The sequence below is a fragment of the Segatella copri genome (genome assembly GCF_051861805.1).
GTDB classification, from domain to species: Bacteria; Bacteroidota; Bacteroidia; order Bacteroidales; family Bacteroidaceae; genus Prevotella; species Prevotella copri_M.
In genome coordinates this window covers 237,309-260,905 of the sequence record NZ_CP146520.1, presented here as the reverse complement: position 1 = coordinate 260,905, position 23,597 = coordinate 237,309, and the positions used below count along the sequence as shown (strand labels likewise).

Below are 23,597 nucleotides of genomic sequence, written 5' to 3'. Positions count from 1 at the left end.
AATAGATTGTTTAGGTTAGTAGTAATAGATTTAGGTTTTTAGTTATTAGGTTTTAAGGTAGATTGTTTAACAGATAATTGAGAAGGTCGTGAGACTATTTTGATTAGATTTTTTTAAGTTAAACATAAGTGCATGCCACAGCTCGTTGAGAGTTGTGGCATGTTTCTTTTTGCTTGAGGCTTATCTCAATCTTTGTTCATAACCTTTGAATGTGTATTCAAAGCTTTTGAACGTATGTTCAAAGGCTTTGAACATAACTTTCTCTTGAGGTTCATAACTTTTTCTATTGTTGATAAAAGGTTTTATTACTAGTCTTATTAACTAGTCTTATTGACTGTCATCCCACTTTTTGGAGCGAATCTTTAAAGAAAAGCCTTCATTTCTTTTGTTAGCACATTTTTTTTCGTTATCTTTGCAACTGAAAGCTATAAATAAAAGCTATTATAAGAAGATGAGAGTACTTATAGTAAATACAAGTGAGAAGACAGGCGGTGCGGCTGTAGCTGCCAATCGCCTGATGGATGCCCTTAACAACAATGGTGTTAAGGCTAAGATGCTGGTGCGTGATAAGGAGACTGATGACATAACCGTTGTCAGTTTGCCCCGTTCCTCCAAGTTGCGCTGGAACTTCCTGTGGGAGCGTTGGTGCGTATTCTGGCATCTTCATTTCTCGAAGCATCATCTCTGGGAAGTAGATATGGCAACGGCAGGATCGGATATTACCAAGCTTCGTGAGTTTCAGGAAGCGGATGTCATCCATCTTTCCTGGATCAACCAGGGCATGCTCTCATTGAAAAGCATCCGGAAGATATTGAAGAGTGGTAAACCGGTGGTGTGGACGATGCACGACCTTTGGGCTGCTACGGGCATCTGTCATTATGCCCGTGGCTGCAATCGCTATGCCTCTTCCTGTGGAAATTGCCCGCTCTTGCCTCATAAGGGAAGCAAGAACGACGTTTCTGCCAAGATTTTCGGGCGCAAGAAGGAACTGTATCATGGTGGCAACATTCATTTCGTAAGTTGCAGCAGATGGCTGGAGCAACAGGCCAAGAAGAGTGCCCTCTTCGTAGGTCAGCGCATTACTAATATTCCTAATCCGATAGACACACATGTGTTCTGTCCGCAAGACAAGGCAGAAGCACGCTTGCGTGCCGGATTGCCTGCCGACAAGCGCATCATTCTCTTTGTTTCCCAGCGTGTAACGGATGAGCGAAAGGGAATGAAGTATTTCGTGGAGGCGATAGACAGGCTGGTGAAGAAATATCCGGATATGGTGAAGCATACGGCTATTGCCATCTTGGGAGGCCATTCCGAGGAGATAGAATTGTCTTTGCCTTCTTATTCCCTGGGCTATGTGAGCGATGTGAAGCAAATTGTGAATATCTATAATTCCGTGGATGTCTTCGTTCTGCCTTCTCTGGAGGATAATTTGCCAAACACCATCATGGAGTCTATGGCATGCGGTGTGCCTAGTGTGGGCTTTAAGGTGGGTGGTATCCCTGAGATGATAGACCATCAGAAGACCGGTTATGTGGCCAACTATCGTGATTCTGATGATTTGGCAGATGGTATTCATTGGGTATTGGAAGATGCCGATATGAAGAACTTGCAGCAGGCTTGCCTGCATAAGGTGACCCAATGCTACTCGCAGCATTCGGTGGCGCTTAGATATATAGAGGTGTATAATCAGGCATTGGCCTACAAAAACTATCATCTATGATTAAATTCACCGTAGTAACCTGTACGTTTAATGCCGAAAGTGTGTTGCAGCGTACATTGGATAGCGTCAATAAGCAGACTTATTGCAATGTGGAGCATCTGATTATCGATGGCGTGTCTAAGGATAAGACCCTGGCTATGGTCAAGGCATATCAGCATAAGGCGCAAGTAGGGGAGAATGCCCATGAGATAGTAGTCTGTTCAGAACCCGACAAAGGTCTCTATGATGCCATGAACAAGGGCATTGATAGAGCCACAGGCGACTATCTCGTGTTTCTGAATGCGGGAGACGTATTTCCTTCGGAAGACACCTTGGAGTATGTGGAAGGCTGCGTAGGAGAAGGGGAAATCTTGCCTGGTGTGCTTTATGGTGATACTGATATTGTAAATGACGAGGGGCGCTTCCTGCGCCATCGTCGTCTCACTCCTCCCAAGAAGTTGACCTGGCGTTCGTTTAAGTGGGGAATGCTGGTGTGCCATCAGTCGTTCTATGCCCGTACCGATATTGCCCGAGAGGTGCATTACGATTTACACTATCGCCTTTCGGCTGATGTGGATTGGTGTATCCGCATCATGAGAGAGGCAGAACGTCGCCATCTGCCTTTACGCAATGTCAATGCCGTCATCACCAACTATCTGGATGGGGGTATGTCGGTACAGAACCATAAGGCTTCGCTCAAGGAACGCTTCGAGGTGATGAGGAGTAATTATGGAATTATCACCACCTTGCTGGTTCATGCCTGGTTTGTGGTGCGTGGTATATTCAAAAAATAGGTGGATAAAATTACGATGGGGGGCATTTTGGCTGTTTAAATATGGGTGGTGAACAATTATTACCCCCTAAAAAAATAGATTTTACCCCTATATTGCGATTTTTTCCCCTATCTTTGCACTTGAAAAGATAACTCTTGCATTGGGTTTGTACTTGATGGCAGGAATAATTGATTCGTATAAAACAGTATTACTCAAATAAAAAATAACTTTCATATTCATGTTTTAGACAATTGTAAATAACTTTAGTTTTTAAATTTAATAGGAATAGGCTTTTCAGGTGAGAGTAACATCTGGTAAGCGATATTTGGTAAATTAAGGAAGCGTCAGTCGGGAGACTGGCGCTTTTTTATGTGTTTTAGGATTACTTAAGTAATAATTTCTGTGAAAAGCATGATGGTTTCTATATTTTATTGTATCTTTGCAACATGAATCCAATAGCACAAACTATCATATTGTCGGCTTCTGCGGTGAGAATGCTCCCACATATAGCCATGTATCTGCTTCACAAGAAGGAGATAGACCTTGATTTAGTCAAGGTGCAGGACCAAAAGCCAACGTTACTGAACTTCATCAAGGCTTGCACTCGTGAAAGAAGTTTCCGTAACCTCTTCTATTATCGACTGGGAGAGTATCGCTCGGTGTTCATCAGTTGGCTGTTGCCGCCAGAACGAACCATGACTATCTGGTGTCCGCATATAGGAAAAGGAGCACATTTCGAACATAGTTATGCCACCTATCTCAACGCCGACTCCATTGGCGATGATTTCTATTGTCTGCAAATGGTGACGTTGGGAAATGGTAAGGGGGGAAGACCAACCATCGGAAATGATGTGAAAATCTATACTGGTGCAACTGTCTTTGGCGCTGTCCACATTGGTAATCATGTAACGATAGGGGCAGGAACCGTAGTCTTCCAGGATGTGCCTGATGGAGCAACTGTAGTGGGGAATCCTGCAAGAATCATTCAGAAATAACTAATTTTAAAGATATCAGATATGAACTATGCACTTATCATAGCCGGAGGTTCTGGCAATCGTATGGGACAAGACATCCCTAAGCAGTTTATGCACGTTGATAATTGTCCTATCATCATTCATACGATGATGGCTTTCCAGAAGCATCCCGATATTCAAGGGATTGCTGTGGTTTGTCTGGCTGGTTGGGAAACCGTGTTGCAATCCTATGCCAATCAGTTTTGCATCACTAAACTGAAATGGATATTCCCGGGTGGCAGTAATGGTCAGGAATCTATCCATAATGGTATCTACGGTTTGAAGGAAATGGGCTGTGTTGACGATGACCTGGTTTTGGTGCATGATGCCGTGCGCCCACTCTTGTCGCAAGACATCATCTCATCCAATATCGCCATCTGCCAAAAGTATGGTTATGCCATTACGGGTATCAAATGTAGAGAGGCTATCTTGGAGAGTGAGGATGGTTTCACGACTAATACAAGTATTCCTCGTGATAAGTTAATCCGTACCCAGACACCTCAGACTTTCCGGTTGGGAAACCTCATCGCAGCCCATGAGGAAGCCAAGGAGAAAGGCATCACCAATTCGGTGGCATCCTGTACCTTGATGGCGGAACTGGGAGGTAGACAGATGCATATCGTTCCTGGCTCAGAAAAGAACATCAAGATTACTACTGTGGAGGATCTGGAAATTCTGAAAGCTTTGATGAAGGTTCAGCCGGAGTCTTGGCTCAAATAACGTTGGAGTATGGTTCACTTTTATATGAGAATATGGGTTAAAGTTGGAAATGTTAGGCAACTGTTAGATTTATGTTAGATTTTTCACCTTATCAGAAAGATATAGCTCGTCTTTTCCAGGATGGATTAGACTTGGAGCGTTTGCGTGACAAGACCATTCTTGTGGTGGGTGCCACGGGATTGGTAGGAGGTTGCGTGGTGGATGTATTGATGCAGAATCCTGCTCGGTGCTACAAAGTGATAGCTGCTGGTCGCAATAAGGAACGTGCCCAGCAGAAGTTTGCGGCTTATTGGGAAGATGAGTCTTTCTTTTTTGCAAAGATAGATGTCACCCAGCCTGTCATCAAGAGCATGAATGGAATGATGGTGGAATCTGTGTATGATGAGTTGGCTGAGGGAGCGGATTACATTATAGATGCGGCAAGCAATGCGAGTCCTAATTTCTTCAGTCGGGAACCTGTAGAGGTGATGAAAGCCAATATCAATGGTGTGTCCCATCTCATAGAATATGGATTGAGACATCGCATGAAGCGCATGGTTTACGTTTCTTCCGGCGAGATCTATGGCGAAGGCGATGGTTCTGAGTTTACCGAGAAAAGCAGCGGATATGTGGATTGTGCCTCTGTGCGTGCCTGCTATCCATCGTCGAAGCGAGCTGCCGAGACGCTTTGTATGGCATACGGAGCAGAGTATGATGCCGATGTGGTGATAGCCAGATTGAGTCATACTTATGGTCCCGGCTTTACCGAGAGTGATAATCGGGTGTATGCCCAGTTTATCCGCAATGTTCTCAGGGGGGAAGATATCGTCTTGAAGAGTAAGGGAGAGGCTTTCCGCTCCTGGCTCTATGTGGTAGATGCCGCCCATGCCATCTTGCGCCTCTTGCTGGATGGTGAAAGGGGCAATGCCTATAATGTGGCACATTCTGAATCAAATATCTCCATTCGCCAACTGGCAGAACTGATAGCCAGGAAAGCGAATAGGAAGGTGGTGTTTGATATTCCTGAGGAGGATGCGCAGCAGGGCAATACCACGCCTATCACCAAGGCAACCTTTAATACGGATAAGCTCAAGGCTTTGGGCTGGAGACCGCTCTTTGATGTGGAAGAAGGTTTTGGACATACTTTGCAGGATGTGGGAAAGAGCACATCTGAATAAAATGAGGGTGTATCATAAAGTCAGTCCTTTACAGTTTTTAGGCACGGATTACACGAATTACACGGATTTTTAAGAGAGATGATAATCGCTTTCTTATATTAGCACTATAAATCCGTGTAATCCGTGTAATCCGTGCCTTATCTATATCCTAAGAAGCTTATGACACACCCTCTCTTGTGTTATAGCTTTCTTTTAATCTCGTCCCACGTTTCTCTCTTTTCCATGTTAAGATAGTAGCGCAGGTGCTTTTCCACTCTTTGTTCTACTGGTGGGAACTTCATATAGTCGCCAAAGAAGTGGCGCAGATAGGTATCTGCCTGCTCTGGCAGCAAAACGGTGGTATCCTCGAATGGAAATTCCTTTCCCTTGCCAAGCCATTCCTTCGGGAAAATCTCCTTGTAATGGTAGGAACCCGTATTCACCAGTACGTTCTTCGCCTTGTCGAAGTCATATCGATGACTCATCTCGTCCATCTGCTGGATAAGATGATGGCGCATCTTGCTGCGGCAGAAGAAGGCGAGTGTCTTGATGGCAAACCGGCCCCAGGTTTCCTTGTGCAGGAGCAGGGAAATGTAATCGATGAAGGTGTTGTGGGTGGTTACGGCGTTCAGACGGTTGATGGTCTTTGAGTATTTGCGATACAGAGCCTTCGCCGTTTCCAGGTCATCGTCGGTGGCATCAAGAGGAAAGATATCTACGTAAAGACCGATGATGCAGGGACGCTCCTTCTCCTCAATAAGAGTGGTTTCGCGATTCACGAGTTTGGAGAAATACAGAGGGTACGATTCGTTGTTGTAGGGAGTCACTACCTCGTATTTGCCAAAGTCTTCGTGTTTGGCGATTTTGAGCAGACGGTCGTAGTCGGGGCGTGGCATCAGTACGTCGATGTCATCGTCCCAGGGAATCATTCCGTGGTGACGGGCGGCTCCAATGGCGGTGCCGGCACAACAGTAATATCTGAGGTGATACTTGTTGCAGATGTCGATGAATGCCTTCAATATATCGAGTATTGTGGCGTTCCATTCCTTCTTGATGTTCTTAATATCCATACTTTTTCTGTTTTACGACTGCAAAAGTAAGCAAAAAGTTTTGAACTTCAAACTATTTATGCTACTTTTGCACTTTAAAAAGTAAAATCAAGTAATATTCCATATTTATCAGATAGAAACGATGGCAGAATCATTAAAGGAAAAAACCGCCAAGGGATTGTTTTGGGGAGCTATGAACAGTGGCTCCACCCAGGTTCTCAATATCCTCTTTGGCATCTTCTTGGCGCGCTTGTTGTCGCCAGCCGATTATGGTATTATCGGCATCCTCACCATTTTCACCCTGATTGCGGGCAATCTGCAGAGTAGCGGTTTTACCCAGGCGTTGGTGAATATCAGGAAACCCACCGACAACGATTATAATTCGGTGTTCTGGTTTAATGTCCTGGTGAGTCTTACCATGTATGTGGTGCTCTTTTTCTGTGCGCCGCTGATAGCTGATTTCTTCCATCAGCCTTGTCTCACCTCCTTGTCGCGCTTCGTGTTCCTGAGTTTCTTCATCTCTTCGTTTGGTATCGCCCAAAACGGGTATATGATGAAGAACATGATGAACAAGGAGATAACCATTGTTAATTTCATGGCTTTGATCAGTTCGAATGTCGTGGGATTGGTGCTGGCATTCAACGGGATGGCTTACTGGAGTCTGGCTTGGCAGCAGGTCATCTTCATCCTTGTGTTGAATATCGGAAGATATTATTATACGGGATGGCGTCCGAATTTTCATATCGATTTCGGACCCGTGAGGAAGATGTTTGGATTCAGTGTGAAACTCCTGGTAACCAATATCATCAATACGGTGAGCAACAATGTGTTGACCTTTGTGTTTGGCCGATTTTATCCGATAAATGATGTGGGTAACTATAGTCAGGCATACAACTGGGATACCAAGGCTAATTCGTTTGTTGCCAATACGGTGGGACAGATAGCGCAACCCGTCTTGGCTTCTATCCAAGACGATAAGAACCGCGAGTTGATGGTGTTTAGAAAAATGCTCCGTTTCACGGCGTTCCTTTCTTTCCCATTGATGTTTGGCTTGACCCTGGTATCACGTGAATTCATCTTGATTACGATTCATGAGAAATGGATAGCCAGTGTGCCGCTGTTGCAGATTCTTTGTGTGAGCGGTGCCTTTATGCCGATTTATACGCTCTATCAGAACCTGGCTATCAGCAAGGGGCGTTCTGATGTGTATATGTGGTGCAACATCGGTCAGGTAGTGGGTTTGCTCGCCTTGGTATTGTTTTGTCATCAATATGGCATCCAGACTATGGTGATAGCCTATACCTTATTTATAATAGCCTGGCTTTTGGTCTGGCAGTGGATGCTGAAGCGTGTTGCAGGCTTGCGATTCCGTGATGTGGCAAAGGATATACTGCCATTCATGCTATGTGCGGCAGCCACCATGGTGGCCACCTATTTCATTACCCGCAACTTGCAGAACATCTATCTCTTGCTGCTGGTTCGTCTGCTGGTTTCAGCCATCATCTACTTCTGTATCATGAAACTGCTGAAGGTGCAGATATTAGAAGAGTGTATAGCCTTCTGTAAGCGAGGTAGATAAGATTCACCTTCTTGACAGGTACGCCTTTTTTGATGAGCTTGATGATAAGGCGGATGAGGTAGCTCTTAGGCTTGTAGGCGAGTGCCTGATCCACCTTTTCGAAGGCTACCTGTGCGTTTGCCGCCCAGCGGTAGGCATTGACGATGCCTATCTCTGTGGCCCTGAGATACTGATGCTCCTTATCATTCTGCTCGAAAAAATCGATGAGTCGGCGGGTTGACTTGAAGTATGACAGGAGATTCTTTTCAGAGATATTGTGATTATAGGAATTCTCATTGTCGGTGCGATAGTAATATATTGCATCTTCGATGTTCACCTTTTTGCCATAAAACATGAACTGGGCATTCCAGAAAAGATCTTCTGCATAGTTGATGCCCTCTTCAAAGAATATCCTGTGCTCCATGATGAGCGAACGCTTATAGATTCTGCCCCACAGACGATTGGTGATGATGTTCTGGCAAACGAGCAGTTTGAGTAGTTTCTCATCAGAAACGTCAAAAGGTTTCTGGAGTATTCCTGCTTTTCCATCGCACCATTCCCGGTAGCCGCCATCAATCAGATCGGCATGGGTGCTTTCGGCTTTTGTGGTCAGTTTTTCTACTGCATCTTTCGGCAGCATGTCATCGCTATCGGCAAATAAAAGATAGTCGCCTGTAGCTGCCATCAATGCCGTCTGTCTTGCGGCGCCCACGCCCCGATTCCTGTCGTGGTGGATGATGCGTACCTGTTGAGCTCTTTCCGGATATTCTTTGAGAAGCGATTGTAGGATACCGATGCTTTTATCGGGGGTACAGTCATCTACAAAGATGTATTCGATAGGTGCATACGACTGCTCGAACAGTGAACGGGCGCACTGTTCGATATATTTTTCTACCCCATAGATAGGGGTTAAAATACTTACTTTCAGCATGATGGTTTTAATCTAAGATACTTTTTTATCTTGTTAGATACTCGAATATCTGCGTGCTGTTATAGAAGAACAGGAAGATGGTGATAACTGCGAGTCCTCCACGAAAATAAGGCAGATATTTCTCCTTACAGTTTCTGATGATGTATCCGATACAGATAGGAATGATGAACGCCCAGTGGGCAGCCATGATATAAACCTCGTTCAGTCCGAATCCCATTACCAGGTGGATGAAGGCATCGCATGCCACCCATGAGGCTGTGAGCCAGAGAAAGGCCGATTTTCTTCCCATCCAAAAGCCTATGCACAGCAAAACGACGATGATACCCTCTATGATATAAGGAATAGGAGTCTGATATTTCACGAATATCGGGCGATGGCTGTGGATATCTTCCAGAAGATGTTCCCTATGCAGGATAAGCGATTCGCCAAAAACGTTTTCAACCAATGATTCTGAACGGGAGATAGACATATCAGCCCATGAAAGCATGCCTCGTTTCTGAATTTTCTTGCCAGCGATAGCCTTATCGTGCTTTTGTTTCTGTTCCATTTTTGCCCTAAAGGTGCTGTCTTTTGCTGCTTTCTTAGCAACGAGTCGTTCTCCTTCCAGACGGTTAGGAATAATGAATGCCTTGTTCTGATAGATTCCTGCAGCTCCTATCAGCAGGGTAGGCAAGATAATTCCCAATGCCAGATATTTTGGACGGAAGAGTTTTTTGCCATTGGTAAAGAGGGCAGCAAGGAAGGTCTTGGCGCCATTGCTCAGCGTGATGCCTGCTGTGAAGAAAAAGAGCAGGGCACTCTGCCACCAAGGCATGCTTCTGTGTTCCAGCTGCTGCTTGCCGGCTATATAAAGTGTCATCGACAGGAAGAAAAGCGACATGCCGAAATGGTCATCCACAAAGGTGACGAGCAGTACGTAGGCAAAGGAAAAGAGCATCGCCGTAAGCACATTGCTGTCTATTGCCTTCAACTGCATCACCTCTCTGAAAATTCTTCGGAAGAAGAGTGTGGAGTAGGTGGAGAAGAAAGTCATCATCACCGCCACGATGGTAGTCGCCCAGTTTCTTGAGGTGAGTTCTATCAGCCAACCGTTCAGTACCGAGAAAGGATAGAGGAAGAATGGGAGCATGGGGTGGCGATACTCCGTGTAATACACCTTCCACTTCGAGAGGGTAAGATAGGTGTATGGGTCGAAACCTGAAATCTGAAAGTTCTTGGTAAAGAGTGTCCAGAATCCAGCCTTCGGTTTGCCGAAATCTTCAAAATGATAGGTTATCATCAGCACATTGAAGGCGATGATAGTGATGAGTGCAATCAAGGCAAAGAGCCTTTCTTCTTTTTTAATCTTAAATATATTGTTCATTTTCTGATTATTTTCTCTTGTTCTATTTCTCCTTTTGTCGGATAGATGCATCCGGCATTATCGGCTTAACGCTGCAAAAGTAATTGTTTTTTCTGAATCTTCAAAATGATAAGCTTTATTTTGTGGCTTTTTTAGATAAAAACGGAGTTTTATTTTGTGTTCTCTTTTATTTGATGTATCTTTGCGTCCATTATGATGGAGTTTTCCATGATGTGAATATGGTAATTTGAAACAGTAAAACAGATAAAGATAGTAACAATGAAACATGCTTTCCTGATAATGGCTCATGGCAGCTTGCCGCTTCTAAGGGTATTGCTGTCGATGCTCGATGATGAGCGAAATGATATATTTCTGCATATCGACCGGAAATCGAATATGCTTGATGGCGCTGAACCGCTGGCTCTTTCCAAGGCCCGCCTCTTTGTTTTGAAACAGAGGGTAGATGTGCGTTGGGGAAATCTGAGTCAGATTAAGGCGGAGTATGTGCTTTTCGAGGAGGCTTTGAAGCATGGACCTTATGCCTACTACCATCTGCTGAGTGGACAGGATTTGCCTATTAAATCGCAGGATTACATTCATCAGTTCTTCGATGCGCATCAGGGCAAGGAGTTTGTGGGCATCAATCATGGCGAGGAATTTGAATGGGATTGCCGTAGGAAGATGATGCGCTATTGGCTCTTTACGAGTTTTACCCGCTCGAAGTATGGGGCTTTGAATGCCATTACCAAGCGACTCAATAAATATCTTTCCATGTTGCTTATGCCTTTCCTGCATCGCCCGAAGATGGATTTTGCCAAGGGTGCCAACTGGGTGAGTATCACGCAGGCATGCGTGGAGTATGTGGTGAGCCAGAAGCCGTTTGTATTGAAGAGATTCAATTACACATTCTGCCCTGATGAATTCTTCTTGCAAACCTTGGTGTGGAACCATCCTGCCTTCCGAGCCGCCTTGTACTCAGAAAAAGATGAATACGAAGGCTGCATGCGACTCATTGATTGGAAACGGGGTAATCCATACGTTTGGACCTTAGCAGACAAAGAGGAGTTGAAGCAAAGCAACCGCCTCTTTGCCCGTAAGTTTGATATGAAGCATGAGGATATCATCCATTGGATCAAGGCTTCTTTTGGATAACAGCTTCTTGTGGTTCAGGCTTCTTATCCTAGCATGTAGCTCACTAGCAGATAGCCATTGCTTATCCAAAGATAGAGGGTGATGGCGAACATCAATCCTCTGAATGCCCATTTGATGCTCTTTCCTTTTGTCTTGAGCGCCAGGAAGGCGATGGCGACGGGAAGGGCATACATATAGTGTGCCGTCATGATGTAAACCTCGTTGATGCCGAAGCCTAAACCGATGTGGAGGGCGGCATCCAGCAGGAAGAACGTCATGGTGAGCCATAGGAACTTAGACTTCCTTCCGACAAGGATTCCAAGTACGAAAAGCAGAACGATGCATGCTTCTACCACATAATTCACGGGCGATTGATATTTCACGATGACCGGGCGGTTGCGCAATACGTCGCCCAGGAGGTTCTGCTGGTGCAGCATGATGCCTTCGCCGAAGAAATTCTCTACCAGGGTTTCGCCTCTGGAGGTTGTTTTATCGGTCCAGTTCATGAATTCGCCCTTGGCGATAGGCTTGCCTGTGTTCTTGTTCCATATCTGTTTATGGTCGCGTACATATTTGGCATGCGCATTGTCTTTGATGATTTTCTTGACGGCTGCTTCTACCTTTGCCGAGTCTTTTACCTGAGCAGTATCCTGATATTGCTGGTAAATCTTGGCTGTGGCTTCCTTGTTTTTCTTCATCTTAGCCTCATGCCGGGCCATCTCCTTAGGCCATACAAAGGTGCGGTATTCCCATCTGGCAAAGCCCCACATGAGGGCAGCTGGCAGGATGACGCCTAGCAGAAAGTATTTGATTCCGAAAAACTTCCTGCCGTTGGTGAAGAGAGCAGCAAGATAGGTTTTCAAACCATTGTTGAGCGAAACACCTGCGGTAAATACGAAGAGCAGGATGCTTTGCCAGATGGTGAGCTTTCTGCCTTTCTTGATGCAGACGCCTGTGATATAGAGCGTACAGAGCAATATCGTCATCGACATGATGAAATGGTCGGGTACCATCGCCGAAACCATCACATAGGCGAATGAAAAATAGAACGCAGAGAGTAGGTTGGCATCAAAACGCTCGGTACCAATTACTTCTCTGAATATCCTGTAAAGGAAGATGAATGAATAGAAGGCACAGAATACCAGAATGGCTCCCACAATCAACTGGACACCATTTGTTCCCGTGAGTTCTATCCACGCTTGGTTGATTTGGTTGGGAATATACATGAAGAACGCCAGCAGCGGGTGGCGATATACATTGTATTCTGTGTCCCAGTGAGATACAATGCTGTAGGTAAGTGGGTCGAAACCTGCCACATGGAAGGTTTTGACGAAAAGCTTATGATAGCTATCTGTGATTTGCGAGAATTGAGCGTAGTACTTAATGATAGTCAGGGCGTTGAGGGCACATGCTATGATAAGTGCCACGAGTGCCGCTCCTCTTTCCTCTCGCTTGATTCTAAAAATATCGAATACCTTTTTCATTTCTTTCTCTTTTCTATTTCTTTAAGAAAAATCTTACCAATAAGAAGTTTACAGGAATACAGATGCAGAGCGTTGGAATCATCGCCCACTGTTTAGCGAGTCCTAATCCTACAAAGAGGTTAAGGCAGATGGTCTGCATCGAATAGTTGACGACATGCGAGAGTGTGAATCCTGCTCCTCGCTTGGCATTCGCTTTCACCTTAAAAGTATAGCGGGTACTGGCGATGAAGTTGAAGATGAAACTCACGACATAGGCGATGGTGTTGGCGGCAGTAGCCAGAGTATGGTCGCCCAATTGTGGAATGAAATGGCTCAACACTGGCATGATGGCCAGGTAGATGCCATATTGCAGCACTGTGGCTAGTCCGCCTACAATGCCGAATCTGATGACTTCGCCCAATTTCTCTCGTTTGGAGTCATCCATGTTGTTTATCTTGTTCTTGATATTCATCGTTTTATCTTTTTCGGCGTGCAAAAATACGCCTTTTTCCTGTATTTAGCAAATATTCTTTCTACAAAATATTGATCTGTCTGGATTTATCTTAATAATTTCCCTTTTCCGAAGAGATAAGCCAGTTTGGTCTTCTCCATCACCTTGGCGATGAGCAGGCTGCCTATAATGGCAAGGATAACGGTGACGGCAGCAAACGAAATCTCGCTCGGATCCCAGGCAAAGAGGGGATGATAGAACTTCGCAGCCATCGTAAAGATGGGGTGGAAGAGATAAATAGGCAGCGTGTTGCGCCCTATATATAATAAGGTGTCCTTGATTCTGTTGGTCACCTTTGCCACTTTTTCTATCATGGGACTGAAATCCTTGAAGCGTTCAGGAATATCGAGCAGGTGTTGCAGGAACAGCAGGCAACTGATACAGCACCAGCAGGAGAAAACGATGGCCAGGTTGCCCCAGTCGTACCAGTCATCGCGGTAGAGCAGATAAATCCACAGGAAAATGGCGAAGAATTCGTGGCGGAACAGCTTGCTCCACTCCGTCTTGCTCTGTCGGATGACTACACCGATGAAATAATAGGCAGCAGCACTTGCCGATAGAGCTGGAGTTTCTGATATCAGGAGCAGCGTAAGTGCGAAGACGAAAAGGCTGGCATAGGTATCTCTTTTTGTATAATTCTTGTGTAAATCATTCCAATTCCTTCCACGGAAGCTGAAGTAATAGAGAGTTCCGCAGATAATCATAGTTTGGATAAACCAATAGGGCCCGATAGAAGTGATGAAGATTTTCTCGCCTATCTGGGAGAGGGAGAGCTCTGTGATGCCATCTCTCACCGGCATATAATAGGAGAGGACTGAGAATCCTGTCACCATGATGACATAGGGCAGGGCGAGACATTTCAGATAGTTTCCCATCTGTCTTCCGGTTTTCTCGATATTGACAAGATAACCCGTGATGATGAGGAAGGTAGGCATCATAAACGAGAGAATGCCAGCTTTCAGATGTGGGTATGCATTGCCGAAACTCACAATATGAATCAATATCATGAGAATGATGAGGATGGCTCGTATCAAGTCGAGGTCTGTATTTCTTTTCATGTTATATTCTCAGTATTTCTTATCATGTTATTTTCTGTAACAGGAAGTTTATTATTCTCTGAATGGTTTAAAGTGTCCCTTGTCGGCGAAGGCAAGCATCTCTTTGTCGCCACGACTATCTCCAAAGGCTTCTATCTCATATTCAGAACGCTCGAAAGATTTTGCAGATTCAGAATGTGATGCTTGCGAAGAGACTAGTGCCTCTGTAATGCGGTTCACCTTCTCCTTACCGTAGCAATTGTTCGACTTGAAATAGCCTGTAAGTTTGCCATCTACTACCTCTATCTGAGTACCCAAGACCTGGATGCCTTTCAGATTACGTATCTCAAAGAAAGGGCGTACCCAGTTGTCGATACTGGCGCTTACTATGAATACTTTTGCCCCTGCTACCAATGCTTCATGCACTAAGGTAATGCCTTTGGGACGGAGCAGATGCTGATTCTCTTCGGCAAAACCACGGCAGAGCGCATCAAATTTCTCGATGCGCATGCCGGCGAAGAGGTGGGCGAATATCTGCTGTTTTGCCTTCCAGTTGGGATAAAGGTGCAGCTTCATCAGCACCAGTAAGGGGCTATACATCAGGAATACCATCAGAAAGCGTCCCTTTCCCTTGGCATACTTGATGAATTCAAGCAATGTATCGCTCGTGGTGAGGGTTCCGTCGAAATCGAAACAATATAATTTCTTCTTCATTTCTTTTTCCGTGTTTAAAATGTGCTCTTTTATAAAGATGTACTCTCCTTATTCTATATAGATAAGGAAGAGGAATGAGAGTAGCCAGGCGAGAACGATAAACTGGGTGATTCTGTCTCGAAGGATAATCTTCGTAGGGTCGCCGCTTTTCTGGTCAACCACGGCTATCTGGATGTAGCGCAGCAAGCCCACCAATACGAAGACACTGGTAAGATAGAGGTATTCTGTGTGGAAATTCTCGATAACCTCAGGGCTCACGGTGTACATGATGTAGCATACCAGGGTAACTGAGGCGGTGATGGTTATCGCCTGATTGATGAATGTGAGGTTATATCTGCTGGTATTCTTGCGAGGTGCCTCGCCCGTCTTCTCCATCCGCAAGACGTCATCGCGGCGCTTGGCAAAACTCATGAAGAGGGTGATAAGGAAAGTCATCAACACAATCCATTTACTCAGAACGATTTGGGTGGCTATACCACCAGCCAACAGACGGAGCACGAAACCGAAGGCTACGATGCATACATCGATGATGGCATACTGTTTCAGTTTGGCGCAATAGCAGAGATTTAAAAGCCAATAGAAGGCAATGACGCCCATTGTTTTCCATGAATCGAGCAAACTGCACGCTCCCATCGAGAGGACAAACATCAGGAACATCAGTCCGTATGCCTGTTTTACGCTCACCGCTCCCGATGCTATCGGACGATGGCATTTCACGGGATGGCGGCGGTCTGCCTCCACATCATAGATGTCGTTGAAGCAATAGATGCTCGATGCAGCAAAGCTATAGGCTATGAAGGTAATCAAGCCAGCCAGCAAGGCATCGGTATGAAATAGGGCACCACCAAAGAAAAGTGGCACGAAGATAAACATGTTCTTAATCCACTGCTTGGGGCGAATCAGTCGCATCAAGGCAGCAAAACCTTTACTATCTTTTGTTTTATTCTCGTTCATAAAAACCTTTTTTACTTGATAATCTTAGATAATTCTCTGGAAATCCAGCCTGCTATCTTACTCAGTATCCATGCTGCAGGCAGGGTGATGCCTATGCAGGCAAAGAAGGTAGGCCAATATCCCCAATGATGAGGCTCAATGTATTTGAGAACAAAGTGGATATGGATAAGATAACATTCCAGGCTGAGTGCTCCCACAAGCATGAAGCATCGGTTGAACCAATGGGGAGTGCGGCGGAAGATACGGTTGAGCAGCAGGATGCTGGTGATGGTGAGCGGGATGTAGAGCATGCGTTCCAGAAAGAGTGGAAACATGCCGTGTTTCTCCTGCTCCAGGAAGATGCTTGCCATCAGGGTCATCAGGAACATGAGCCATATCATCCATATCGATGCACCATCCAGCGTCTGTTTCTGTCGCACCATCTCTCCCATGTTGATGCCTATGAAGAAGATAGGTACACGACTCCAGAATATTTCAAGATGTCCTACGGCATGATGGATGGGCGTAACGTATTGTACCAGGATGCACCACATAATCATCACCACCGGCAGCCATCGGTAGATAGGATGCCGTTTGATGAGTTCCATGTAGGCTGGGGCAAAGAGATAGAGCATCATCGTGGCAGGAATATACCAGAAGTTAAGCTCGTCGTGCAGCCAGAATCCCCAGTTGATGGTTATCTCGCCAAAGAGATTGATCCAGTTCCAGGTGCTTCCGCCGTGAAAGTTAGGAATATAGAAGAGACAGGCGATGATGAGCCAGGTGGGATAGATGCGCAGATAGCGGCGGATGAAGAAATGCCTTGCCGAAGGAGTCTTCATCCACGAGAACCACAGTCCTATTCCGCTGAGGAATAAGAACATATCTACCCCCACATTGCCCATCCTTCGGAGTCCGTAGAAGGCGTCTTCCCTAGGCAATGCCACATGAAAGAGGATGATGAAGAGCATCGCCGCTCCCATCAATTCTCCGCGAAATCTGCTGATATTCGCCAGTTCTATGTCTTTAATCTTCCAATTCATTCTTGTTTTTATATACTTCTGTGCAAAAATACATAAAAAAAATGATTCAACGAAATGAAAGGAGTTATTTTTCTTGTTTGAAGATGATAAAAACGATAATTCCCAATCCTATGAGGGTGGATGCAAGTGTAATTGCCAAACATATTCCACTGGATAGTCCGCTGAATCTATCCAGTGTGTTATAGAAGACGATAGGGAAAGTCCATTCGGCAAGAAGAGTGATAGTCCATGGAAGTTTATGTCCTGACTTCCATAAATAACGAAGGAATATGAGTGCGAGTGAAATGCTTAGGATAACGATGCATCCCGCAATGCCTCCCCGGTAATATTCCATGGCGGTCATGATGCAGAAGATATAAGCCAGACTCAATATACCTTTGCTTTTTTCATTGCTGTCTTTGCCTACTAGAGTATAGGCACCCCAAGCGATGAGAAGGGTTAATGTTAGAACAAGAATATCTGTCATTTTCTTTTTGGTTTGAGTGAATAATTGACTGCAAAGGTAACAGATTCTTTTGGAATATGCAATAGCATGTTATAGAGCATTTCTTGTAAATCGCTGATATCCAGATGATATGAAATCCAATGATTTGAAAAATTACTCCAGATTATCACAAAAACGCTTGAATGAAGTTTCTTGCTTGAGCTTTTTCAACGTGCGAAATTTCAATTGGCGATAGCCGTCTTTGGATAGTCCTAGAATCTTCATCACGGATTCCTTGTCCTTTCCGATTCTCCAAAGAATGCTAAGCATTTCTTCTTTTGGGGTGATTGTTTTCCCCTTTAAATGCTCAAGAAGAGAAACAAAGTCTTCGTCTATCAGTCTGTAGCATTTGGTGATGTTTTCTATCTGATGCTTGTCTAACTTGAGATCCTCTTCATCATTCAGAATATAATATAGGCTTTTTAAACCGTCACTAATGGCTGCGATGTCTTTTGTATGTTCCTTTAGTCTGTTGTTTTTGCTGGCTAGTTCTTCTTTCTGTCTGTTGATTACGGTTTGGTCTTTCTTGATAAGCGATTCCAGTTTTCGGGATACTTCAGCCAGTTCTTGGATGCAATTGTCTTTTGTTGTTGCTATTTCTGCCTGTATCTCGTTCATATCACCTTTCATTCTTCTTATCGTTAAACTTTTCTTCTGGTTCATTTGATAAGCATAGATAATGATATCTAACAGGGCGACAACGATGATGCAGACGATGAGCAGGAGATTGAGGTTGTTGCTATGCGTGACATTTGTCATGATACTGCTGATGGCATCCGATAGAACCAACAGTTGTTCCTGGCAATGATGATGTTCTATATAAACAATAAAGGTTATGACCATTGCCAGGGAAGCAATGGTCATAACTATATTCTTATTTGAGAGTGTTGGCATGATGGGTTGTCTCTTTGTTTAGTACTTCGGATTCGGAATTTTCTTCATCAGTTGGGTAAAGAGCCACGCTATGCAGATGCTGGCAATGATGTAGAGCAGCAATCCGGCATAGATGTCGCCATGACGACTGATAGGAATGAAGATTTTGCGGGTAATCGGATGACTCACGAAGAGGGCGGCTGATATGCTGCCCATCCACTCTAAAACCTTATAAATACCTGACAGCCAACTGATGTCTTGCAGCATCTCTGCCACGAGTACGCAGAGCAGACAGATGAAGAACGGAACAAAGGTCCATCCTATCATGTTAAGACTCAAACTGTAAATCAGCGAGATGCAGAAGATGCAGCCGAAGAAATTGGTGATAGGCGAATGAAAGGTCATGAGTATCTTCTCGCCATAGCGGGCATAGAGAATACCCAGTCCGAATGGCAGCATGCCGCCCATGAAGTTGTAGCGGTAGCGGTTCATCGCCTCGCTTTCTGGATTATCGAAGCCCAGGATGAGCTGGATGCCGATGCAGATAAGCATCAGTCCCACCGTCCATCCCCAATGACGGCGATAGAGAAACAAGCGGTATACGATGTATAACTGCAGCATCAGACTGAAGAACCAGTAAGGACCCGGCCAGATGATGTCGTCAGGATTAGGCAGCACATTATTAAACATGCCCAGCATTGAAACGATGCCCAATACCTCGTAGTGACGAGAACCCGGGGTGATGTAATCTATCAGGGTGAATGCCACGTATCCCACGATCATCATCTTGAAGAGCTTCAGATAATGATAGCGTATAAAGCGCAGAGGTTCACGCCAATTGATTCTCCACGATTGATTCTTGCCCGAGATGCTATACATCTGGGCTTGCTGTTCTGCTGTGATATGAGGTTTTGCCTCATACTTCATCACCAGTCCGTATGCACTCAGAAAGAGGAACACGGGCACACCGTAATGGCCGAAGAACGACAGCAGGTGGATCGGCAGGTTGATGTCGGGATTCGCCAGCACCTGTGTCAGCCAGTCAGCGTTGCGCAGGAAGAACTGATACTCATTCTCCTTGACGATAGGACCGAGCCAATGGCAGTAGTTGTGCAGGAAGATGCCGATGATGGCAAGTCCTCTCAATGCATTGCATGCATTTCTTGAAAGTATCGATTGATTCATTTCTTTGCTCCTTTCTTTTCTTGTTTCTTATAATATTCATCACGAAGCTTGTCGTAATCTACAGAGTTCTTGAGAATGCGTGGACGCATTTCGTTGTACTTCGGACTCAGGATATTGTACTCTTCCTTGTAGGTTGGAGTTTCGATGCCTGCCAGATATAATAATAGGTGGGGCAGGGCATCGGTCATGAATCGTTTGTCCTTGGCAGCACGTATCTGCTTGTAAATCTTGCGGTGAGCCTTGATGTACTTCGGTGAGCAATAAATCCAGAATGGAATCTCAAACTCATAGTGTGCCAGAGGCCAGTCGATATTGGCTGAGTGGTTACGGCAGATGAAGCCGCGGTTCTCCTCATAGCATTCCTCGCCATGGTCTGGCACGTAGATGACGATGGCATCCTGTTTCTGGAATCGCTTCACGATTTGTGCCACGATGGAGTCGTTGTAGAGGGTGGCGTTGTCGTAATGACTCAGCATCTTGCGCTGTGCATTGGTCAGCTCAGGGCGCTTATCCTCATAACTGCTTGCCCAGAATCTGCCCTGATTCATGCGATAGCGCTGTTTGTAGTTCACGTGCTGTCCCATCAGATGGAAGATGGTGAGGTTGTGCTCCTTCTGGAAGTTCTTCAAACTGTCGTCGTAATCCTTCAGAAGTCCGTCGTCCAGATCGTGGAGCTGGGTGTTACGATGGTCAAACTGCAGTTTGCTCAGTTCCGGGTTGTTCAGGAAGAAGCCGCCGCTGAAATCATAAACCGCCTCCTTGGCTTGTGGCAGAAACTCGTTGGTGATAAAGGTAACGTTGTAGCCTGCCTTGCGGAACACCTCCGGGAAGAGCGGATAGTCGCACCATTCACCCTTCTCACCCACAACATGGGTAGAAAGCATGTTCTTGAATACAAAACTGGTCAGGTTCCAGCAGGTTACCACATCGGTAAACTTGGTCAGTTTGCGGCTCTTCTCCAATGCCACCTGCAGAGGGGTGGTATTCATGAAGTAGCCATACTGCTGGGAATGATGGCGACCGAAGCTCTCACCGATAATCAATACGATGTTAGGCGAGCGATAGCTGCAACTGTCTACCTTCACCTCATGGGCAGCATGGATGAGTTGGGTAATCTGGTGTGCCGCCAGTTGGTTGGCGTAGATACTGAAGTGGAGTCGGTAGATTGGCAGATAGAGCACGGCATGGTCTTTCTCCGTCAGGATATGCTCCACTTCACCAATGGTGCTTCCATTCATGAGCTTGTGATAAGCCACCTTGTTATGCCAGGAAGTACAGACGCCCGTAATCAGGAGCGCCAGACAGAGGATACCGAAGGTGGCTGGCATGGCAGCCGTCATACGGGGAATGGCCATCAACCGTTTTTTGAGCGAAGCCAATTCGAGTACGGTGATGAGGAAGACGTAAACCTTGATGAGCTGTTTGCGGAAGAGGGCGATGAGTATCTGGATGAGTGCCAGGAGTAAAATCCAGCCCACACTACTGAAGATGACTTCCGTAGAGATGAGCGCCGAGAGGAAACTGCTAGCCTCCGAACTGTTGGTCTCGCCCACCAGCATCAGCATAGAAGGATTGAGCGTGGCACCGAAATTCACGAAGCAATAGGTGTCGGCGGCAGCGACGCTATATAATATAAGGTATAGCACGCCACGTAAGCCCAAACGCACCTTCCTAGGGAAGATGGCGAGGATGGCACACAAGATGTAGAGGTCGGTAAAGAGTTCCAGGAACAGATTACCATACAAAGACCCCTTGGCTGGTGTGGTCACGATAGAACTGATCATGCCTAATAAGTACATGAATACAAAGAAGTTCGCATTCCTGCGAATAGGAGCCGAAACTAAGCTCAGGCACTTCTTGATAATTTCTTTCCAACCCATATCTTTCTATTTGTTGTTAAATGTGATTTAATGGAGAGTTTAAAGAGTTTAGAGGGAAGTTGAGAGAGGGCTGTAGTTTTTGATAGCCAGCTTCTCAATGCATGGAGGAACCATTCCTTCGATGCTCTTTCCTTCTTTGATGTGTTGTCTTATCTCCGTGCTGCTGATGTTGAGCAGGGGAGTCTCTACGATGGTTACACCTGCCGGAACCTCACCGATGCTGGAGCCTTGGCGAGGATAAACCACGATGGGGTAGTGGGCGAGGATGTCGTCATGGTGATACCACTTGTCGAATGCCGCCCAGTTATCGCCGCCAATCAGCAGGGTGAACTCTGTTTCCGGATAATCCTTGCTGATGGCCTGCAGCGTGTGCCAGGTATAGGAAGGCTTGGGCAGGCGAAACTCATAGTCGCATGCCTTCAGCTGAGGCTCCTTCTCCAAAGCCTTCTCTACCATTTCCAGGCGCAGGTGGTCATCGAGCAGATCGGTGGCTGTCTTCTTGAATGGGTTCATGGGTGAAACCATAAACCACACCTCGTCCAACCCCGCCTTCTCGCAAAGGCTTTTAGCCAATGCGATGTGGCCGGTATGGATAGGATTGAAGCTTCCGCCAAAGATTCCTACCTTTTTCATTTCAATTATTCGCTCAAAAAGTCCTTTACTAGCTGGTAAACTTCCTGCTGGGCTTTCTCCAGGTCGTCGTTTACAACCACGTGGTCAAACTGAGGAGCGAAGGTCAGCTCGAAGCTAGCCTTGGCAAGGCGCTGCTCGATAACTTCAGGCGCATCGGTATTGCGACCCACCAGACGGCGACGCAACTCCTCTACCGAAGGAGGCTGCACGAAGATGCTCAAGGCACGTTCGCCATAGAATTTCTTGATGTTGACACCACCCTTCACGTCCACGTCGAAAATCACCGACTCGCCGTTGGCAAGCTGGTTCTCTACCTGCGACTTCAAGGTGCCGTAGAATCGGTCCTGGTAAACTTCCTCATACTCCAGGAACTCATCGGTCTCAATCTTCGCCTTGAATTCCTCTGGCGAGAGGAAGAAATATTCCACACCATTCTGCTCTGTACCGCGAGGAGCACGAGAGGTGCAACTGATAGAGAAGGCCAGCTTCAACTCAGGATGCTCCTTCATCAGCCAGTTAACGATGGTACTCTTGCCGCTGCCCGATGGGGCACTGAAAATTAATAATCCGTTCTTCATTTTACTTTCCAATTAAAGTGCATTCAGCACTTGTTCCTTAATCTGTTCCAATTCGTCCTTCATCTTCACCACGATGTTCTGCATTTCAGCCTGGTTGCTCTTGGAACCAGTAGTGTTGATTTCGCGTCCCATCTCCTGAGCGATGAAGCCGAGTTTCTTGCCCACGCCGTGACCTTCCTCGTTCATGGTCTCACGGAAATATTTCAGGTGGTTGGCAAGGCGCTGCTTCTCCTCGCTGATGTCGAGCTTCTCGATGTAGTAGATAAGCTCCTGCTCCAGGCGGTTCTTGTCGTACTCCACATTCGGAATCTGCTGCAAGCCACTCACGATGTTCTGCTTGATCTTTTCAACACGAGCCTTCTCGTAAGGTTCGATGCTTGCAAGCAGAGCCTGAATGTTATCCACTTTCTCGGTGAATTTCTTCTGGAGAGCGGCTCCTTCCTGCTGGCGGAAGGCGATGAGATGGTTCACAGCCTCGCAAATTGCAGCTTTTGCCACTTCCCACTCCTCGTCGGTCAGTTCTTCCACGTCAGTCTTCGTTGTTACATCAGGAAGACGCAACAAAGTGCTGTACCAATCTGTTGGCTCAGGAATACCGGTTTCAGCAGAAATCTTCTTGATTTGCTGATAATAATTCTGAACAAGTTCTGCGTTGATAGGAGTAGCGTCTGTAGCTGCATCTTTCTCAACCCAGATAGAGAAGTCTATCTTGCCTCTTTCCAGAGACTTAGCGATATACTGACGAATCTCCATCTCCTTCTCTCTGTAGAGAGGAGCAATACGTGTAGAGAGGTCCAGATTCTTGCTGTTTAATGACTTTATCTCTACATTAATCTTCTTTGTTTTAAAGGCCGCGGTAGCTTTTCCGAAGCCTGTCATTGACTGTATCATATAATCTTTCGCGTTAAATT

23 protein-coding genes are annotated in these 23,597 nt (G+C 45.7%); 7 read left to right on the top strand and 16 right to left on the bottom strand.

What is annotated here, in order from left to right; genetic code table 11:
• The first annotated feature begins 451 nt into the window (after positions 1-451).
• The 5 genes from V8Z93_RS01040 (at position 452) to V8Z93_RS01020 (ending at position 5,362) form a co-directional block, all read left to right on the top strand.
• Positions 452-1,720: a glycosyltransferase family 4 protein gene (locus tag V8Z93_RS01040; protein WP_203041167.1), complete on the top strand. Its 1,269-nt coding sequence runs from the start codon at positions 452-454 to the stop codon at positions 1,718-1,720.
• Positions 1,717-2,493: a glycosyltransferase family 2 protein gene (locus V8Z93_RS01035; RefSeq protein ID WP_203041166.1), complete on the top strand. Its 777-nt coding sequence runs from the start codon at positions 1,717-1,719 to the stop codon at positions 2,491-2,493. Before V8Z93_RS01040 ends, V8Z93_RS01035 begins: the two co-directional genes overlap by 4 nt.
• A gap of 425 nt (positions 2,494-2,918) precedes the next feature.
• Positions 2,919-3,467: a serine acetyltransferase gene (locus V8Z93_RS01030; protein WP_299329994.1), complete on the top strand. Its 549-nt coding sequence runs from the start codon at positions 2,919-2,921 to the stop codon at positions 3,465-3,467.
• Positions 3,468-3,488: 21 nt separating this feature from the next.
• Positions 3,489-4,205: an IspD/TarI family cytidylyltransferase gene (locus V8Z93_RS01025; RefSeq protein ID WP_203041164.1), complete on the top strand. Its 717-nt coding sequence runs from the start codon at positions 3,489-3,491 to the stop codon at positions 4,203-4,205.
• 71 nt (positions 4,206-4,276) lie between these two features.
• Complete coding sequence (locus V8Z93_RS01020; protein WP_203041163.1) at positions 4,277-5,362, top strand: NAD-dependent epimerase/dehydratase family protein; 1,086 nt, start codon at positions 4,277-4,279, stop codon at positions 5,360-5,362.
• Between the two features lie 179 nt (positions 5,363-5,541).
• Here the strand turns inward: V8Z93_RS01020 and V8Z93_RS01015 are convergent, their stop codons facing one another.
• On the bottom strand, positions 5,542-6,411 hold the full coding sequence (locus tag V8Z93_RS01015) for a LicD family protein (RefSeq protein ID WP_439432112.1): 870 nt from the start codon (positions 6,409-6,411) through the stop codon (positions 5,542-5,544).
• Positions 6,412-6,532: 121 nt separating this feature from the next.
• Here V8Z93_RS01015 and V8Z93_RS01010 point away from each other — a divergent pair, with 121 nt between their 5' ends.
• Entirely contained in the window at positions 6,533-7,969 is a 1,437-nt protein-coding gene (locus V8Z93_RS01010) for a lipopolysaccharide biosynthesis protein (RefSeq protein ID WP_439432111.1), read from the top strand.
• Here V8Z93_RS01010 and V8Z93_RS01005 read toward each other — a convergent pair.
• Together V8Z93_RS01005 and V8Z93_RS01000 are read right to left on the bottom strand one after the other, a co-directional pair.
• Positions 7,905-8,879: a glycosyltransferase family 2 protein gene (locus V8Z93_RS01005; RefSeq protein WP_439432110.1), complete on the bottom strand. Its 975-nt coding sequence runs from the start codon at positions 8,877-8,879 to the stop codon at positions 7,905-7,907. The two genes, V8Z93_RS01010 and V8Z93_RS01005, sit on opposite strands and share 65 nt — an antisense overlap.
• A 25-nt stretch (positions 8,880-8,904) precedes the next feature.
• Positions 8,905-10,242 carry a DUF6080 domain-containing protein gene (locus V8Z93_RS01000; RefSeq protein WP_439432109.1) on the bottom strand — a complete coding sequence of 446 codons (1,338 nt, stop codon included), beginning with the start codon at positions 10,240-10,242 and terminating at the stop codon, positions 8,905-8,907.
• A 258-nt stretch (positions 10,243-10,500) separates the two neighbouring features.
• Between V8Z93_RS01000 and V8Z93_RS00995 the strand changes: the two genes are divergently transcribed.
• The gene (locus V8Z93_RS00995) at positions 10,501-11,373 is read left to right on the top strand and encodes a beta-1,6-N-acetylglucosaminyltransferase (protein ID WP_439432108.1); all 873 of its coding nucleotides are present in this window, start codon (positions 10,501-10,503) and stop codon (positions 11,371-11,373) included.
• A 23-nt stretch (positions 11,374-11,396) separates the two neighbouring features.
• On the opposite strand, the gene V8Z93_RS00990 is transcribed toward V8Z93_RS00995, so the two are convergent.
• From V8Z93_RS00990 to V8Z93_RS00930, 13 genes are all read right to left on the bottom strand, one after another.
• Positions 11,397-12,836 (bottom strand): DUF6080 domain-containing protein, encoded by a 1,440-nt coding sequence (locus V8Z93_RS00990; protein ID WP_439432107.1) that lies wholly within the window; start codon positions 12,834-12,836, stop codon positions 11,397-11,399.
• 13 nt (positions 12,837-12,849) lie between these two features.
• A complete protein-coding gene (locus V8Z93_RS00985; RefSeq protein WP_203041157.1) occupies positions 12,850-13,287 on the bottom strand; it encodes a GtrA family protein in 438 nt (145 codons plus the stop codon).
• An 86-nt stretch (positions 13,288-13,373) separates the two neighbouring features.
• Positions 13,374-14,384, bottom strand: coding sequence for an acyltransferase family protein (locus tag V8Z93_RS00980; RefSeq protein ID WP_439432106.1), 1,011 nt, complete (start codon positions 14,382-14,384; stop codon positions 13,374-13,376).
• A 51-nt stretch (positions 14,385-14,435) separates the two neighbouring features.
• The gene (locus V8Z93_RS00975; protein WP_203041155.1) at positions 14,436-15,077 is read right to left on the bottom strand and encodes an HAD family hydrolase; all 642 of its coding nucleotides are present in this window, start codon (positions 15,075-15,077) and stop codon (positions 14,436-14,438) included.
• A gap of 48 nt (positions 15,078-15,125) precedes the next feature.
• Complete coding sequence (locus V8Z93_RS00970; RefSeq protein WP_203041154.1) at positions 15,126-16,031, bottom strand: decaprenyl-phosphate phosphoribosyltransferase; 906 nt, start codon at positions 16,029-16,031, stop codon at positions 15,126-15,128.
• An 11-nt stretch (positions 16,032-16,042) separates the two neighbouring features.
• On the bottom strand, positions 16,043-17,053 hold the full coding sequence (locus V8Z93_RS00965) for an acyltransferase family protein (protein WP_439432105.1): 1,011 nt from the start codon (positions 17,051-17,053) through the stop codon (positions 16,043-16,045).
• Positions 17,054-17,117: 64 nt separating this feature from the next.
• Positions 17,118-17,519: a hypothetical protein gene (locus V8Z93_RS00960; RefSeq protein ID WP_439432104.1), complete on the bottom strand. Its 402-nt coding sequence runs from the start codon at positions 17,517-17,519 to the stop codon at positions 17,118-17,120.
• A gap of 132 nt (positions 17,520-17,651) precedes the next feature.
• Entirely contained in the window at positions 17,652-18,431 is a 780-nt protein-coding gene (locus V8Z93_RS00955; RefSeq protein WP_439432103.1) for a hypothetical protein, read from the bottom strand.
• Positions 18,432-18,449: 18 nt separating this feature from the next.
• Complete coding sequence (locus V8Z93_RS00950) at positions 18,450-19,595, bottom strand: acyltransferase family protein (RefSeq protein ID WP_439432102.1); 1,146 nt, start codon at positions 19,593-19,595, stop codon at positions 18,450-18,452.
• Positions 19,592-21,475 carry a phosphoethanolamine transferase gene (locus V8Z93_RS00945; RefSeq protein WP_439432101.1) on the bottom strand — a complete coding sequence of 628 codons (1,884 nt, stop codon included), beginning with the start codon at positions 21,473-21,475 and terminating at the stop codon, positions 19,592-19,594. The genes V8Z93_RS00950 and V8Z93_RS00945 overlap by 4 nt, the downstream gene beginning before the upstream one ends.
• Before the next feature lie 48 nt (positions 21,476-21,523).
• Complete coding sequence (gene nadD / locus V8Z93_RS00940; RefSeq protein ID WP_218411908.1) at positions 21,524-22,108, bottom strand: nicotinate (nicotinamide) nucleotide adenylyltransferase; 585 nt, start codon at positions 22,106-22,108, stop codon at positions 21,524-21,526.
• Between the two features lie 5 nt (positions 22,109-22,113).
• Positions 22,114-22,686, bottom strand: a complete 573-nt coding sequence (gmk, locus tag V8Z93_RS00935) for a guanylate kinase (RefSeq protein WP_203051236.1) — start codon at positions 22,684-22,686, stop codon at positions 22,114-22,116.
• 12 nt (positions 22,687-22,698) lie between these two features.
• Positions 22,699-23,577: a YicC/YloC family endoribonuclease gene (locus V8Z93_RS00930; protein WP_218411906.1), complete on the bottom strand. Its 879-nt coding sequence runs from the start codon at positions 23,575-23,577 to the stop codon at positions 22,699-22,701.
• Positions 23,578-23,597: the final 20 nt, after the last annotated feature.

Coding starts and splice junctions, on each gene's coding strand:
- V8Z93_RS01040 (WP_203041167.1), top strand. CDS start 452: ATGAGAGTACTTATAGTAAATACAAGTGAGAAGACAGGCGGTGCGGCT.
- V8Z93_RS01035 (WP_203041166.1), top strand. CDS start 1,717: ATGATTAAATTCACCGTAGTAACCTGTACGTTTAATGCCGAAAGTGTG.
- V8Z93_RS01030 (WP_299329994.1), top strand. CDS start 2,919: ATGAATCCAATAGCACAAACTATCATATTGTCGGCTTCTGCGGTGAGA.
- V8Z93_RS01025 (WP_203041164.1), top strand. CDS start 3,489: ATGAACTATGCACTTATCATAGCCGGAGGTTCTGGCAATCGTATGGGA.
- V8Z93_RS01020 (WP_203041163.1), top strand. CDS start 4,277: ATGTTAGATTTTTCACCTTATCAGAAAGATATAGCTCGTCTTTTCCAG.
- V8Z93_RS01015 (WP_439432112.1), bottom strand. CDS start 6,411: ATGGATATTAAGAACATCAAGAAGGAATGGAACGCCACAATACTCGAT.
- V8Z93_RS01010 (WP_439432111.1), top strand. CDS start 6,533: ATGGCAGAATCATTAAAGGAAAAAACCGCCAAGGGATTGTTTTGGGGA.
- V8Z93_RS01005 (WP_439432110.1), bottom strand. CDS start 8,879: ATGCTGAAAGTAAGTATTTTAACCCCTATCTATGGGGTAGAAAAATAT.
- V8Z93_RS01000 (WP_439432109.1), bottom strand. CDS start 10,242: ATGAACAATATATTTAAGATTAAAAAAGAAGAAAGGCTCTTTGCCTTG.
- V8Z93_RS00995 (WP_439432108.1), top strand. CDS start 10,501: ATGAAACATGCTTTCCTGATAATGGCTCATGGCAGCTTGCCGCTTCTA.
- V8Z93_RS00990 (WP_439432107.1), bottom strand. CDS start 12,836: ATGAAAAAGGTATTCGATATTTTTAGAATCAAGCGAGAGGAAAGAGGA.
- V8Z93_RS00985 (WP_203041157.1), bottom strand. CDS start 13,287: ATGAATATCAAGAACAAGATAAACAACATGGATGACTCCAAACGAGAG.
- V8Z93_RS00980 (WP_439432106.1), bottom strand. CDS start 14,384: ATGAAAAGAAATACAGACCTCGACTTGATACGAGCCATCCTCATCATT.
- V8Z93_RS00975 (WP_203041155.1), bottom strand. CDS start 15,077: ATGAAGAAGAAATTATATTGTTTCGATTTCGACGGAACCCTCACCACG.
- V8Z93_RS00970 (WP_203041154.1), bottom strand. CDS start 16,031: ATGAACGAGAATAAAACAAAAGATAGTAAAGGTTTTGCTGCCTTGATG.
- V8Z93_RS00965 (WP_439432105.1), bottom strand. CDS start 17,053: ATGAATTGGAAGATTAAAGACATAGAACTGGCGAATATCAGCAGATTT.
- V8Z93_RS00960 (WP_439432104.1), bottom strand. CDS start 17,519: ATGACAGATATTCTTGTTCTAACATTAACCCTTCTCATCGCTTGGGGT.
- V8Z93_RS00955 (WP_439432103.1), bottom strand. CDS start 18,431: ATGCCAACACTCTCAAATAAGAATATAGTTATGACCATTGCTTCCCTG.
- V8Z93_RS00950 (WP_439432102.1), bottom strand. CDS start 19,595: ATGAATCAATCGATACTTTCAAGAAATGCATGCAATGCATTGAGAGGA.
- V8Z93_RS00945 (WP_439432101.1), bottom strand. CDS start 21,475: ATGGGTTGGAAAGAAATTATCAAGAAGTGCCTGAGCTTAGTTTCGGCT.
- nadD (WP_218411908.1), bottom strand. CDS start 22,108: ATGAAAAAGGTAGGAATCTTTGGCGGAAGCTTCAATCCTATCCATACC.
- gmk (WP_203051236.1), bottom strand. CDS start 22,686: ATGAAGAACGGATTATTAATTTTCAGTGCCCCATCGGGCAGCGGCAAG.
- V8Z93_RS00930 (WP_218411906.1), bottom strand. CDS start 23,577: ATGATACAGTCAATGACAGGCTTCGGAAAAGCTACCGCGGCCTTTAAA.